The sequence below is a fragment of the Streptomyces sp. NPDC005263 genome (assembly GCF_042872365.1).
Taxonomy (GTDB): Bacteria; Actinomycetota; Actinomycetes; order Streptomycetales; family Streptomycetaceae; genus Streptomyces.
On sequence record NZ_JBIAKJ010000007.1, the window covers coordinates 497,636 to 512,734 of the forward strand.

Annotated in this window: 8 protein-coding genes and 1 pseudogene; 7 read left to right on the plus strand and 2 right to left on the minus strand. The window is 73.4% G+C overall.

From position 1 onward, the window contains the following. Window positions 1–112 precede the first annotated feature (112 nt). From ACFYRY_RS30710 to ACFYRY_RS30735, 6 genes and pseudogenes are all read left to right on the plus strand, one after another. Window positions 113–4,120 carry a hypothetical protein gene (locus ACFYRY_RS30710; protein ID WP_389152694.1) on the plus strand — a complete coding sequence of 1,336 codons (4,008 nt, stop codon included), beginning with the start codon at window positions 113–115 and terminating at the stop codon, window positions 4,118–4,120. 1 nt (window position 4,121) lies between these two features. Then, window positions 4,122–5,990: a hypothetical protein gene (locus ACFYRY_RS30715; protein WP_389152697.1), complete on the plus strand. Its 1,869-nt coding sequence runs from the start codon at window positions 4,122–4,124 to the stop codon at window positions 5,988–5,990. Continuing rightward, window positions 5,987–7,468 (plus strand): hypothetical protein, encoded by a 1,482-nt coding sequence (locus ACFYRY_RS30720; protein WP_389152700.1) that lies wholly within the window; start codon window positions 5,987–5,989, stop codon window positions 7,466–7,468. The genes ACFYRY_RS30715 and ACFYRY_RS30720 overlap by 4 nt, the downstream gene beginning before the upstream one ends. A gap of 92 nt (window positions 7,469–7,560) precedes the next feature. Then, complete coding sequence (locus ACFYRY_RS30725; protein WP_389152703.1) at window positions 7,561–7,758, plus strand: hypothetical protein; 198 nt, start codon at window positions 7,561–7,563, stop codon at window positions 7,756–7,758. Window positions 7,759–7,994: 236 nt separating this feature from the next. Beyond that, the gene (locus tag ACFYRY_RS30730) at window positions 7,995–8,888 is read left to right on the plus strand and encodes a glycosyltransferase family 2 protein (RefSeq protein ID WP_389152706.1); all 894 of its coding nucleotides are present in this window, start codon (window positions 7,995–7,997) and stop codon (window positions 8,886–8,888) included. A gap of 369 nt (window positions 8,889–9,257) precedes the next feature. Further along, window positions 9,258–11,243, plus strand: a pseudogene (locus tag ACFYRY_RS30735) (BTAD domain-containing putative transcriptional regulator); the annotation flags it as partial. 72 nt (window positions 11,244–11,315) lie between these two features. On the opposite strand, the gene ACFYRY_RS30740 reads toward ACFYRY_RS30735, so the two are convergent. Next, window positions 11,316–13,001 (minus strand): bifunctional 3'-5' exonuclease/DNA polymerase, encoded by a 1,686-nt coding sequence (locus tag ACFYRY_RS30740; RefSeq protein WP_389152709.1) that lies wholly within the window; start codon window positions 12,999–13,001, stop codon window positions 11,316–11,318. Between the two features lie 35 nt (window positions 13,002–13,036). Continuing rightward, a complete protein-coding gene (locus tag ACFYRY_RS30745; RefSeq protein ID WP_389152712.1) occupies window positions 13,037–13,807 on the minus strand; it encodes a Clp protease N-terminal domain-containing protein in 771 nt (256 codons plus the stop codon). A gap of 79 nt (window positions 13,808–13,886) precedes the next feature. On the opposite strand from ACFYRY_RS30745, the gene ACFYRY_RS30750 reads away from it, so the two are divergent. Continuing rightward, window positions 13,887–15,083, plus strand: a complete 1,197-nt coding sequence (locus tag ACFYRY_RS30750; protein ID WP_389152715.1) for a DUF2786 domain-containing protein — start codon at window positions 13,887–13,889, stop codon at window positions 15,081–15,083. Window positions 15,084–15,099 lie beyond the last annotated feature (16 nt).

A 15,099-nucleotide genomic window follows, 5' to 3' on the forward strand; every position in this document is an offset into this window, starting at 1 on the left:
AACAGGCACCAGGAACAGGCAACAGGAACCGGGACCCGCCGGGAGCCGTACGCCGCTTTTTGGGAGCGGGACATCAGGGTGCCGGGGACGAGGACGCGAGGAAGGACGCCTTGTGGACGACACCGAGTGGAGGAGTGGGCCGCAGTGGGGGCCGTGGTCGCTGGACGAACACGGGTACCCGGGACTCGCTCAGTACGCCAACGCCGAGATCGCCGAACTGATCCGGCTCAGGCTCTGGTTCCAGGACACGTTCGAGCAGCGCAACCGGAACCCGCGCGACCTGCTGGGCAACCTGTACGAGGCGCTGCGCGCCCGGCGGATCTTCTACGAGGTGCAGCCCTGGCACGCGGGGCCGGAGCAGATCGTGCGCGACTCCGGTCTGGTCGACCGCGGTTGCGCGACCTGCCTGGACATCAGCCTGCTCTTCGCCTCGATGTGCCTGCACGCCGGACTGCGCCCCTACCTCGCGATCCTCAAGCGGGCCGGGGACGAGCACGCGGTGCTGCTCGTCGACCTCGCGGCCGGCACCGGACGCGACGGTGTCGACCCGCCCGTACGCTGCATGGACGCGCCGACCCTGCCCCGGCATGTGTACAAGCGGGCCCCGGTGGGGGCGTCGCTGCTGCGCGACGCCGTCGCGGTGGACGTCACCGTCGCCTGCCGGACGGAGGGCAACCACAGCGGGGGAGGCTTCGCCGAGGCCTGCGCCGAGGGGAGGTCGCAGCTGCTCAGCGACGACTACCGGGACTGTGTGCTGATCGACGTGGTGGCGCTGCAGGCGGACGGGTGGCCCCCGTTCGCCCCGGTGCCCGTCGGTGAACGCCCGGTCATCAGCCGCCGGTTGCCCTCCCGGCCGCCGTTCGTGTCGTACGCCAGCCGCGCGAACGTCATGGAACGGCTGACCGGGGCCGTCGGCACCGTCGTCCTCCTGGGAGAGCCCGGGAGCGGCAAGTCGATGCTGGCCCACGAGATCGCCGCCCGTGCGCAGTACGGCTCGGGCTGGTTCCTCGACGCGCACGACCGGCGGGTGCTGGAAACCTCCCTGGGCCGGGCGGAGATCGCCGAGACGGGCGTCGACCCGGCCGCCGCCGAGGCCGTCACGACCGGCGACCACGCCCAACTGGCGCTGGCCCGGCTGCGGGAGGCGCCCGGCTCGTGGGTGGTGGTCCTGGACAACGTGGAGGTGTCACCGGAGGAACTGCGCGGCTGGCCCGAACCCTCCGCCGACAAGGGCCAGTTGCTGCTGATCACCACGACCAACCGCGCCTGGGCCCGGCGCGCGGGCATGCAGTGCGTGGAGCTGTCCGCGCTGTCCGACCAGGACGTCACCGAGCAACTGGACGCCGACGCCCCGAGCGCGCTGCTGGCCGGCCGCCCCCTCCTGGTCGCCGCCAGCCGCAGGTTCCGGGAGGAGACCGGGGCGGACTGGTGGGCGCGCGGGTGCGTGGACCACGCCCCGACCGCGTTCTGGACCGCCGTCCGGCGGGCGGTCGAGGAGGCGGGCGGCGCCGAGGGGCGAGCCGCCTGGTACGTGGCCCAGGCGCTGGCGTGGCTGCCGTCGGTGGACCTGGACGCCGACCTGGTCCGGGGCGTCGCCGCCGCCCTGATGGAGACCGACGGCGCCGATCGCCCCGGGGACGGGACCACCCGCCGGGCCGCGGAACGCCTGCACCGGCTGGGCCTGGTGGATCTGCGGGACGGGCGGATCACCCTGCACGGACTGTTCAGGGACGCCGTCCGCGCGGACGTACGGCGTCACGGCCCGCAGACCGCGGCCCAGGTGGCCAAGGCGGTCGTCGAGGACCTGTTCGCCCGCCTCGACACCGTGGGCCGGCACATCCAGTACGCGGACGGCCAGGGGCGGGTGGACGTGGACCCGACCACGCAGGCCGTCGCCGTCCCGCACGCGCTCGCGCTCAGCCGCGAGGACGTCGACGTGATGGCCGAACTGCTGCGCGCCCGCGACGACACCCGGGCCCTGCACGCCCTGGGCGGGCTGGTGGAGCGGCACGACCACACCATGGCCGCCGGACTCTACGACGCGGTCCTCGACCGGACGGGGGAGTGGACGTCGGCGCACGAGCGGCCGGTGTCACCGGCGTTCCGCCTGATCATCGTCAACTGCCTGCGCGGCAAGGCCCGTGCGGTGTTCCGTACCAGGGACTCGACCGTCGAGCAGCTGGAAGAGGCGATGGACTGGATGGTGTACTGCCGCCGGCTGTGCGCCGACCCGCCGGACGTCCCGGCCCTGCGCGAGGCCTTCCTGCTCACCTCGGCCCGGGCCGAGGCCCTGTACGGGCTGCTCCTGCGCAGGCGGGCACTCCAGCACCGGGACACCGGACGCAGGCGGAGCCTGCTCCAGGAGGCCAAGCGGATCCTGCTGGCCAGCGCTCGCCAGCGGCTGGACATCATCGGCGAACGCACGGACAGTCCCGACGTCGACCGCAGCCGGTTCAACCTGGCCGGCCTGGAGATCGAGTTGGCGAAGGCCAGCGAGCCGCACCAGCGCTCCGCCTGTCTCGACGAGGCCTGGAAGGTCTACACCGAGGTCCTCGCCATCCGCGAGGCCCGCTACCGCACCCGCCACCTGGAAGAGGTCGTCACCTGCATCAACGGCTTCGCCATCGTCCTCTACTACCGCGCCACGCTGCTGCCCGCCTCGACCCAGCAGCGCTCCGACTGGCTGCGCCAGGCGGCCGACCACGCCCATGACGCCATGCGGCTGCGCCAGGAGGTCGAGGGCCGGACGGACGGCCCCAACACCGTCAAGTCCGCGGCGCTGGTCGCGAAGATCGCCCTGGCGCGCCTGGACCTGCGGGCCGCCGCGACCGGACGGGCATCGGACCGGTCCGACACCCTGTTCGGCCAGTACCGCACGGAACGCGACACCGGCACCCTGCTGCCGGCGGCACCCCACCCGCGCACCGAAGCAGACGCAGAAGCGGAAGCAGACGCACAAGCAGAAGCCGCAACCCGACCTCTCTCCCACGCGGCATCTCCCCCGGTCCCGGAAGCCACACCTCAGCCGCTCCCCGAAGCGGCACCCCACCTGCTCACAGACAAGGCCAACCCCATGCCGTCCTCCTCCAAGCCGTCCACGCCGTCCTCCCCCCTGCCGTCCTTCCCTCCCGTTCCGCTGCCCACCGTCCAGAACGTCTCCGCCGGCATCGAGGCGTGGATCGGCTCCGAGGCCATGCGCACCCTGGTCACCGCCTTCGACGGTGACGACAAGTTCCTCCTCGACCCGTCCGTGCCGCTCACCGAGCGGGTGACCCGCCTGCACGCCTTCAGCGCCCGCTGGGAGGACCGTCCCGAGGGGCAGGAGCGCAACGACGGCTTCGAGCTGGACATGACGGCCCAGGCGCGGGACATCGTGCTGGCCGCCACCGGGGCACTGGGACTGCACGGCTGCCCGCCCCCGCGGCACCGCGACTACGACCACGTCCTCCTGCTCGGCGGTCTCGTACGCGCCTGCTTCAACCGGCCCGCCTTCGCCGCGGAACTTCTCAGCAGCGGCACGGTGCACACCGGGAGCGTGGTGGCGCTCGGCGCCCACCGTCCCTTCAAGAAGTCGGAGAAGAACCCGAGCGAGGACGAGTTCCTGCTCGCCCGCAAGATCGGTCACCCTCATCTGACGGAGGAGTACGAGGCCCTCGACCTGGGGACCCGGCTTGCCTTCGACCTTCAGTCCCCGGAGCACGTCGAGGGCGAGCGGCACGACGACATCGGCGGCACCTGGGGCGTACACCACTACCGGCGCCCCGACGGGCTCGCCATCCGGGTGGCCGCCGCCCCCTCCTCCGACCCGGCCGTCCGGCGCGCGCACACCGGTGACACGTACGCGTTCTTCGCCGAGCGCCTCGAACAACTGCCGAGGGGCGCCCGGCTGTTGATCGTCACGACCCCGATCTACGCCCCCAGCCAGCACTTCACCGCCCTGCACCGGCTCGGCCTGCCCTACGGCGTCCACGTCGAGACCGTCGGCGGCGACCCGGCCCGCGTCGAGGGGGCGTTGCACCAGCCCTTCACCCCGACCCGCTACCTCGCGGAGGTCCGTGGAGCGCTGCGGGCGTTGGTAGGACTGAGCGCCGCCGCGACCGAGGCACCACAGGAGGCATGAGATGAGCGCAGACCGCGGCGACTCGACGAGTCGCGACGGACGGGCCGGGCAGGGCGAGTCGGCCAAGGAAGCGGCGACCCGGGCGTGGCTGATGCTGCCGCTCGCCACCCGCAGAAAGCTGGCCGAGAAGCCGGGCAGCACCTCACCGTGCGAGCGGGTGACCAAGCGACTGTGGCAGAGCCTGTTGCGGCTGACCGTCCTGGAGGTCAGGGAGGACCTCGCCCCGGTCGTGACCTCGGCGGGGAGCGGGCTGCTCACCCCCGACCAGGCCGACGCCGTCGCGGAGGCCGTCCTGTCCCAGGCCGAACGGCTCGACACGGCCGGCGACTGGCACCAGGGGCTGCGTGCGGCGCACCAGCGGCTGCGCACCGGCAAGGACGCCGACTCCCAGTTCGCCCCGCTCGGGGAGCGGACCTACCGGCTGGCCTGGGAAGCGAGCGCCCGCCACGGCCGTCAGGTCACCGAGGCGGTCTGCGAGGCTCTCATGGCGACCGTCCTGCACGGCGACCCCGACACGCCACCGCCGACCCCGGCAGCCCTCCGGGCGCTGTGCCTGGACCCCGCGGCCGTCGCCCAGTTACAGGCGATCATCGACGAGACGTGGGCTCCCGCGACCGACCCGCCGGTGACGCCGGTGACACCGGCGCCCGCGTCCTCGCCCTCCCCCTCGCCCCAGAGCCTGGTCCAGGCCCTGCTCGACGAGCCGTACAGGAGCACGGAGTCGGGCAAACTCTGGGACGCCTACGCCAAGTCGCGGCCCTGGCGGACGTACCTCGCCCACGCCGACGAACTCGGTCTGTCCCGGCACGCCGAGCCGCCCAAACCCCGTCCGGTGGAGGCGGGTTGGCGGTCCAAGAAGGACACCTCGACCTCGACCGGGGAATCGAACCCAACCGGTGAATCGACCGCGACCGGAGACTCGGCCGCGACCGGACGCTCCACCTCCACCGGGGACGAGCGGAGGCGGGAGGCCGTGCTCCCGTCGGTCCCGCCCCTGGACCGATCCTTGCGGGAACGCCTGCACTCCCCACTCGGCCAGTTGCAGAAGCATCCGCACGTCGCCCACCGGACGACACGTCAGATCGCCCATGAGGAGGCCGTCCGTTCCTGCCAACCCCTTGGCATCCAGGACGACGTCCTGCGCGCGATCCTGTGCCTGGGGCCGGTGTTCGCGGGCGCGCTCGTCCCCGAGACGGCGTACGAGTGGAAGGGAGGGGGGCCGAACGGCACCGTCCCGCGTCGGCTGCGGCAGCTGTCCCGCCAGGCCCTGCGCCAGCCCTACGTGCGCGAGACACTCCGGCTCGGCGCAGCCCAGCACCCGTCGGTGCGCGCGGCGCTGGAGGACCCCGATCGTGAGTTCGGCGCCGCCCTGTGGGGCGTACTGCACAAGCAGGAGCTGATCGGGACGGCCGTGGAGCCGGAAGACCTGTGGAACACCCTGATCATGAGCGCCTCGTGGAAGTTCCTCATGAGGCAGGCGTCGGTCGTCAAAGCGGTCCTCGACCCGAGCAGGCCTTCCCCGGACCCCGTCATCGACGGCGACGCCGACATGGACCTGGTCGCCGACCCCGCCCCCTCGGTGGAGGACGCCGCCACGGCCGTCGCGAACGAACCCTGGGCCACCGTCGCCGAGGCACTGGCGCGCGGCCTGGAACAACAGGGCCTGCGAGGCCAGTCCGCCCACCTCTACCTCGACCGACTGACCGACCCACGGCATCACGCCTGGGCGGCCGACACCTGGCAGTCGCTCTACGACGGCTACCGGGACCAGTACGGCACCGCACCCGCGATGCCCGCCGTCTCTCTCGACCAGGCACGTCAGTTCGTAGTCCGGTTCCGCACACTCCACAGCCCGGGAGGGGCACGATGACGAACGTCAACCCCCCGACGACCGCCTTCGCACGGCGGCTCGACGGGCACCACCCCTCGACGGAGATCACCGTCGACACCGTGGGCACCCTGCGCGTCGGCGCCCCGCCCGCGCCCGCGCCCTTCAGCGCCCCGCTGCCCGCACTCAGCGGACTGCTCGTGTTCGACCCCTTCGCCCCCGACCAGCCGCCCTACGCCGAACTGGACGGCCCCGACCGCACCGGCGCGATCCTGCCGCTCACCCTGGGCGACGACACGACCCAGGCCGCCGCGGACGCCCTCGCCGACGCCGGCCACGCCCTCGTTCCCCCGGGAGCACCGGCCGACCACGTCCTCGCCCGCCGGAATGCCCCGTACGTGCCCGGCCCCGCCCACCTCGCCGCCGCCCGCCTCGCCACGCTGCTGTGGCTGGCGCGGTGGTCCCCGCGGCCCCTCGACACCGACCTGCTCGGCATCGAGGCGTCGGTGCTGCTGATGGACCTCGACGACATCGTCGAGGACGCCTGCGACACCGCCCGCGCATACCTGGCCCACAGCGCCCCACGGCTGGTCCAGATCGCGCACGCCGTGCTGCGTGACCGGCCGCTGCCCGGGGAGGAGTGGGTCGTCGAACTCGTCGCCGAGGCGCTGGAGCACGCCGACGACCTGCTCGGCGGCCATCCGCTCCACGGGCAGCTGCGGGAACTCGCCGGCCGGGCCCGTGGCAGGGACCGACGTCCGTACGATCTCGCCGCGGATCTCGACGCCCAGTTGCGGCGGCTGCTGCGACCCGCCCACGCGGTCCTCGGCCACCCGGGCCGGGTCGGCTGGCGGCGCGCGGACACCGACTGGGCCCAGGTGCCGCCCGGGCTGCTCAGCAGCGGTGAGGGAAACGTCTGGTGGCGCGTCCGGCGGGAGGAGCACGGCCGCCCGGTCGTCTCGGTGCGGGCCGAGGCCGCCTTCGACGTGCCCGCCCACCAGCGACTGGCCTTCCGGGTGTACGCCCCGGACAGTCCGCTCCCCGTGGCGGTCGGCGGCCTCCGGGCCGAACGGGGGGCGACTCGGACCGAATGGCTCGGCAGCGCCACGCTCAACGGATTGTCGGACGCTGACGCCGACGAGCTGATGGTGGACGTCTTCCACCCGGACCACGCGGGACCGGCCCGCCTCGGTCAGGCCGCCGAACGGGCCAAGACCGAACGGCAGGCCGTGCGTTACCTCTGCGAACTGCGTGAGTTCGTCGCCCGCCGGGAGGCCCGTGACCTCGCGGAATGGGCGCAACTGGTCGACGCGGACACCTCGTTGCACCCCCGCTCGCCCGAGGATCCGCTGAGCGTGCGCATGCGTCCGCTGGCCGCCGCCGCCCGTACCCTCGCCGACCGGCTGCGGGGCCTGCACGACACCACCCCGCCCGCTCCGACGCAGCCACGCCTGCACGCCGCCGAATGGCGGCCGACCCTGGCGGAATGGGGGCGACTGCGCCGCAACTTCGGGCGCTGATGCCGTTGCCTCCCGCTCCCAAGAACCCGCTTGGGAACGCGAGTCCAGCACGAGAGAGCTGGACGGCGCGGGACCGAGCGGAGGCTGGCAGGATGTCGACGGAGCTGATCGTGGCAGCAGGGGTGGTCGTCACCCTCGTAGGACTTCTCATCGTGGCGACGGCCACGGTGCTCATCGTGCGGGCGGTGATGTCCACCGTCGCGGCCGGGCACAAGCTGCCACGTCACCTGCTGAAGGAGATCGCGGAGATCGCGCGGGTACTGCGGGGCGGACGCTCCCACCGCCGGTAGAAACCGGCACGACGAGAAGAACACCGGCGCGACGGGAAACACCGGACGGGGCCGCGGTCGACAAGGGTCGGCTGCGGCCCCGTCGTCATGTCCGCGGCGATGCGCCCGCAGTGCCCGCAGTGCCCGCGTACCAGTGTCCGACCCGGCCCATGGACAAACAGGCGTACTCAGACAGTCCTTACTGTGAACGGCTAGCATCGCGGGCGCAATCGGTGCGGGCGGGATGAGGTGAGGACGTGGCGGAGCCGAGAGTCGCCGTAGCCGTGGTGACCATGGGGAACCGGCCGGCGGAGGTCGACGCGCTCCTGGAGTCCGTGGCCAAGCAGGACCTCGCTCCCACCCGGATCGTGATCGTCGGCAACGGCTGCCGGTTGCCCGAGTTCGCCCGGCGGCTCTCGTTGCCCGGCGAGGTCACCGCCATCGAGGTCGAGGAGAACCTCGGCTGCCCCGGCGGACGGAACGTCGCGCTCGCCCGGCTCCGCGAGTTCGCGGACGTCGACGTCGTCGTCGAGCTCGACGACGACGGCCTGCTCGTCGACCCCGATGTGCTGCGCCACGCGGGGGAGTTGTTCACGGCCGACCCGCGCCTCGGCATCGTCGGCTTCCGCATCGCCGACGAGCACGGTCTGACCCAGCAGCGGCACGTGCCCCGGGTCGGCTCCTCCGACCCCCTGCGGGGCGGCTACGTCACCGGGTTCCTCGGCGGCGGGCACGCCTTCCGCATGACGATGCTCGACCAGATCGGCGACTGGCCGGCCGCGTTCTTCTTCGCCCACGAGGAGACCGACCTGGCCTGGCGGGCCGCCGACCACGGCTGGCGGATCCTCTACGCGCCCGAGTTGCTGCTCCAGCACCCGAAGACCTCGCCCGCCCGGCACGCCATCTACTACAGGGTGAACGCCCGCAACCGGGTCTGGCTGGTCCGCCGCCGGCTTCCGCTGGCGCTCATCCCCGTGCATCTGGGCGTGTGGACGCTGCTCACCCTGCTGCGGGTGCGGTCCAAGGACGGGCTGCGGGCCTGGTTCGGCGGCTTCGTCGAGGGGCTGCGGGAACCCGCCGGGGAGCGGCGGCCGATGCGCTGGGGGACGGTGTGGCGGCTGACCCGCCTGGGCCGTCCGCCGGTGATCTGACGCCGCCTCGGCCGGATGCGTCCGGTCGGCCGCGGCGCACACGGACGCGGATCCCGGCCGCTCACCTCCGACGACCGGGACCCGCTTCGCGTCCTCGAACCCGGCCGCGACGGCGACACTCCCCCGAGTTGCGCGTCGTACGCGCGCGCCGTCGGGCCAGCTCCGATGCAGGGATCACATCAGGCCACGCCAACGAATCGCTAACATGTCGCCAACGGTTCGCCGTTCAGCTGTCCGCCGGTCCCTGTGAAGTCGTCGGACGATGGTGCGGGACGGCTGAGCAGCGGCGGATTCCAGCCGGGGGGCTCCGCCGGGGACGCGAGCGGACGAGGCGTGCGGGAAGGCAGTGGGGGCGTGAAGGCGTGCGGGCTGCGGTTCGGACTGCGGTTCGGACTGCTGGGTCAACCTGTCCTGTACGACGGCCAGGGCGGCGTCGGCGACAACGGTGCCCCCGGTACCGACACCGACCTCCGGGCGATCCGGAGCCCCAAGGCGCGGGTCCTGCTCGCCGCGCTGCTGCTCGAAGCGGGCCGCGTCGTCTCCGTCCAGTCACTCAAGGACGCGCTGTGGGGTGACGCCCCACCCGCGTCGGCGCAGGCCTCGCTGCACAACCACGTCACCCGGCTGCGCCGACTGCTCGACGATCCCGGACGGCTGCGCGCGGTGCCGCCCGGCTATCTGCTGCGCGTCGAGCAGGGGGAGCTGGACGTCCATGTCTTCGAACGCCGTGTCGCCGCCGCCCGCGGCGCGTACGCCGCCCGGAACTGGGAGCGGGTCGTGCGCGAGTGCGCGGCGGCACTCGCACTGTGGCGGGGCGAGCCGCTGAGCGGACTGCCCGCCGAGCTGGGCGGGTACGCCTTCGCGCAGCGCCTGCGGGAGGCGCGGCTGCTGCTCCTGGAGTGGCGCTACGACGCCGAGCTCGCCCTCGGCGGCACCCGAGTCGGCGCGCTGGTACCGGAGTTGTCGGCACTGACCGTCGAACATCCGCTGCGGGAGACCTATCACCGCCAGCTGATGCTCGCCCTGCACCGCGTCGGCCGCCAGGCCGAAGCACTCGCCGTCCACCGCGACCTGCGCACCCGCCTCATCGAGGAACTCGGCATCGAACCGGGCCCGTCGGTACGGGAAGCGCACGTCGAGATCCTCCGGGGCGCGGTGAGGCTCGCACCTGCGGATGGTGCCGGCGACTCCGCCGACGCCGACGCCGACCCTGACGCGGACGAGAACCGGGAACCCACCTCGGCGGACCAGGCCGACGCCCCCACGCACACCCCCGCCGACGGAACAAACGCTACGCGCGAAGACCACTCCCGGCCCCAACCCCAGCCCCGGCCCCGCCCCGCTCAACTCCCCCCTCCCCCCGCCCATTTCACCGGCCGCGCCACCGAACTCGAAGACATACGCCGCGCCCTCGCCCCCGGCGCCCCCGACCCCCACTCCACCGCCCCCGGCACCCCCACCGGTGCCGTCGCCGTGATCAGCGGTATGGCGGGCGTCGGCAAGACCGCCCTCGCCCTTCACGTCGCGCATGAGCTGCGGGAAGGTTTCCCCGACGGTCAGCTCTACGTCAATCTGCACGGCGCCACCCCCGGCATGGCCCCCCGTACGCCGGTCCAGGCCTTAGCCACCCTGCTCCGCGACCTCGGCACGGAGCCCCGAGCCGTCCCCGGACACCCGGACGCGGCCGCCGCGTTGCTGCGTTCGCTGCTCGCGCCGACCCGCACGTTGATGGTGCTGGACGGCGCCGCGAGCGCCGCACAGGTACGGCCGCTGCTGCCCGCGGGTTCCGGGTGCGCGGTGATCGTCACCAGCCGCTCGCCGCTCACCGCCCTCGACGGCGGCGCCCACCGCTTCCCGCTCACCCCGCTGAGCGCGGAGGACAGCGCGGCCCTCCTGCGAGCGGCCTCCGGTCGCAACGCCCTGAACGCTCCCCACCCCCTCGTCGAACTCACCGGCCGTCTCCCCCTGGCCCTGCGCATCGTCGCCGCCCGCCTTGCGGCGCGCCGCGCCCTCACCCCCGACGCGCTCGCCGGTCAACTCACCGCCACGGAAGGGCGGTTGCACCATCTGGAGTACGACGACCTGAGCGTCCGCCGCTCCCTGGCCGTCGCCCACGACGCGCTCGCCGCCTCCGACCGGCGGGCCGACCGGGACGCGGCGTTCGCCCTGTCCCGCATCGGCGCCCTCGACCTCCCCGCGTACGGCACCCCGCTCCTCGCCCGTCTCCTCGGCACCGACGAGCAGCGCGCCGAGGCAGCCCTCGACCGCCTCGTCGACGTGGCCCTCCTGGAGGAGACGGCGTACCGCCGCTACACCCCCCACGACCTGGTCCGCGACTTCGCCCGCGAACTCGCCGAGGACGGCGAGAAGCGCCCGGGTACACGCTGAGGACGTGGAAAGGCGCCCGCCACCTGGGGCCGCACGAGGTCATTTCGCTTCCGCATAGCACTCCACCACCGCCGTGCTGAACGGAAACCGCACCGGAGTCTCGCCGAACGTCAGCCGTCCCGCGAGGTCCGCGGCCTCCCGGATCGCCGCCACGATCGTCTCCGCCTCCTCCTTCGGGCAGTGCACGATGACCTCGTCGTGCTGGAAGAAGACCAGCTCCGCCGCTATGTCCGCGCAGGTGCGGCGCAGCGCGGCGAGCAGCAGCAGGGTCCAGTCGGCGGCGCTGCCCTGGACGACGAAGTTGCGCGCGAACCGGCCGCGGGCGCGGGCGTTGGTGGAGGCGTACCCCGGCACCCACTGACGGTCCTCGGAGTCCTCCTCGGCGAGGGGGATGCCCGCCTCCTCCGCCGAGTCCTCGGCCGCCCCGGCCACCGGCGGGCAGGTCCGCCCCAGCCAGGTGCGCACGAGCCGCCCTTCCTCGCCGGCCCGGGCGGCGTCGTCGACGTAGGCCACCGCGCGCGGGAAGCGGCGTCTGAGCGCGGCGAGGTTCTTGAGGCCGTCGCCGGAGGTCTGGCCGTAGACCGCGCCGAGCACGGCGAGCTTGGCCTGGGCGCGGTCGCCGGAGAAGGCGCGGTCGGACACGGACTGGTAGAGGTCGCTCTCGCGGCCGGCGACCTCCATCAGCCCGGGGTCGCGGGAGATGGCGGCCAGTACCCGCGGCTCCATCTGGTCGGCGTCGGCGACGACGAGCCGCCAGCCCGGGTCGGCGACCACTGCCCGCCGGATCACCTTGGGGATCTGCAGGGCGCCGCCGCCGTTGGTCACCCAGCGGCCCGTGACCGTCCCGCCGGCCAGGAACTCGGGCCGGAACCGGCCCTCCCGCACCCAGTCCTGGAGCCAGGACCAGCCGTGGGCGACCCAGATGCGGTACAGCTTCTTGTACTCGATCAGCGGTTTCACGGCGGGATGGTCGATCGACTCGATCTCCCAGCGCCGAGTCGACTTGACCTTGATCCCGGCGCCTGCGAACGCCTTGACGACATCGGCCGGCAGGTCGGGGCGGACCCGGCGGCCGAAGGCGGCGGACACCTCGTCGGCGAGTTCGGCCAGGCGGCGGGGCTCGCCACCGCCGGGGTACCGCTCGCCGAGCAGTTCGTGCAGCACCGCGCGGTGCACGTCGGTGCTCCAGGGCAGCCCGGACCGGTTCATCTCGGCCGCCACGAGCATGCCCGCGGACTCGGCGGCGGTCAGCAGCCGCATGCGGTCGGGATGCGCGGTCATGTCGTGCCGCCGCTGCTGGTCGGCGTACACCTCGACGAGTTCGGTGAGCGGTACGGGCGCGTCCTGGGGCTCGAACAGCGGCGACTGCGAGCCCGGTGCCGCGGACCGCTGCGGCGGATCGGGCGGGACCGGGCCGCCGCGCAGCCGGGCCAGGGCGGCGGCCGCCGACCGGGGTTCGCCGTAGCGACCCTCGTGACCGAGGAGGAGAAGCTCCGCGTCCTCCACGTCGTAGCACCGCTCCACTCGCACCCCCGTGGCGAGCAGGCGCGGATACGTCTCGGCCGTCGACCGCCACACCCAGCGCGTGACCTCCGGCAGGCCGCGCACGGCCTCGGCGGCGTCCACCGCCCGCCGCACCGGCCCGGCGAGCACCCCACCGGGACCGAGGGGGGCGAACTCCACGCCCCCGTCCTCGGCCGGAGCGAGAGCCCATCGGTCGGTCATGGTGGGAGTGTGGCAGGGGGGTCTGACAATGGTCTTCAGCCCTGCTCTTCGCCCTGCTCGCCGCCCGACTCTTCGCCCTGCTCCTCGAAGGTGACCTTGATCTTCTGGAGCGCCGCGGCGATGTTCTCCTCCGTCGCCGGCTTGGTGACGCCGAGGCCCGACAGGACACCCTCGCCGTTCTCGAACTCCAGCAGGGCGAGCAGGATGTGCTCGGTGCCGACGTAGTTGTGCCCCAGCCGCAGGGCCTCGCGGAAGGTGAGCTCCAGGACCTTCTTGGCGTCGGAGCCGTACGGGACGAGTTCCGGTGCCTCATCGGCGGCGGGCGGCAGCGCGGCGCCGGCTGCCTGGCGTACGGCGTCGAGGAGGACGCCCTGCGCGGTGATCGCCTTGGCCGCCAGGCCCTCCGGTTCGGCCAGCAGGCCGAGGACCAGGTGCTCGGGGCGGCCCTCGGCGTTGCGCGCGGCGACGGCCTCGTTGTGGGCGGACATCACCACGTTGCGAGCGCGCGGGGTGTACCGGGCGAAGCCCGCGCTGGGGTCGAGGTCGGTGGACTCCTTCGGTACGAACCGCTTCTGCGCGGCCTGCCGGGTGACGCCCATGCTCTTGCCGATGTCCGTCCAGGAGGCGCCCGAGCGCCGGGCCTGGTCCACGAAGTGCCCGATCAGATGGTCGGCCACCTCCCCGAGGTGATCGGCGGCGATCACCGCGTCCTGGAGCTGTTCGAGGGGCTCGGCGTGGACCTTCTTGATGGCCGAGATGAGGTCGTCGAGGCGGACGGATGACGTGGGGTTCGGATTCGTCGTCATGTGTCAACCGTAAGTTGACACCTCTGCCATGTCAACCTCGGGTTGACACCTGGGTCGAGGGGAATGAGACGATCGCCGAGTGAGCAGCACGAACAACGCGGACCGCGGGGCCGACGACTCCACCGCCACGGCCGGCACCGTCGAACGCGCCTTCCGAGCCGCCCTGTACGCCGACTCCGACACCGCCCTCGACACCGGCGCCTCCCTGCTCGCGGCCGACCCCGCGGCGGACGCCGAACTGGTCCGGCGCGGCGAGGAGTTCATGGCGTCCGCCTGGCGCCGCGGCTGGCAGCCCGCGGATGTCGTAAGGATCGTGGGCCGCGAACTGGACGACGTCCACGTACGCCTGGCGGCCGGGCTGATCCACACGCAGTCCCGAAACGACCGCCCCCGCGGCCGACGCTGGACCGCCCAACTCGCCGAACTCGCCCAGCTCCACGGGTCCCCGGACACCGTCGCCACCGAGCCCCGCCCGGACCGCTTCGCGCACGCCACCGCCGTACTGGAGCTGTACCGCCTGCTCCTGCGGCTGCCCGCGCTGGAACCCCTCGACGAGCCGCGACGGGACTCAGGGGCAGGCCAGGGCTCCGGGCGCGGCATCGAGTCCCGCATGCTCACGCGCATCCGCGGGCTCCTCGCCAAGGCGGAGGCGACCGACTTCCCGGCGGAGGCCGAGGCGCTCAGCGAGCGGGCGCAGCAGCTGATGGCCCGGCACAGCGTCGACGAGGCGCTGATCGCGGACCGGGACGGGACCCGCGCGGCGGACGCGCCAGGCGCCTGCCGGATCGGGGTCGAGCCGCCGTACGAGCAGGCGAAGGCGGTGCTGCTGGACGCGGTCGCCGCCGCCAACCACTGCCGGGCCGTGTGGAACGAGCCCTTCGGCTTCTCCACCGTCGTCGGCTTCGAATCGGACCTGGAGGCGGTCGAACTCCTCCACACCTCACTGCTGGTGCAGGCGCAGACCGCGATGACGAAGGCGGAGGCGGCCCAGCGCGCCGGCGGCCGCAAGCGCACCAAGACCTTCCGGCAGTCGTTCCTCGCCGCCTACGCCCACCGCGTCGGCGTCCGCCTGCGCGAGGCCGCCGCCACCCCGGTGAGCGAGGACCTGCTCCCGGTCCTCGCCTCCCGCGAGGTCGCGGTCACCGACCGCCTCGACCGCATGTTCCCGAAGACCAGCACGACCCGACTGCGCGGCGTGAGCGACGAGGCGGGCTGGACGGAGGGCGCCCGGGCCGCCGACCGTGCCCAGGTCAGGTCCCGGCGGCCACTGCGGTGACACCCACGCGCGTCGC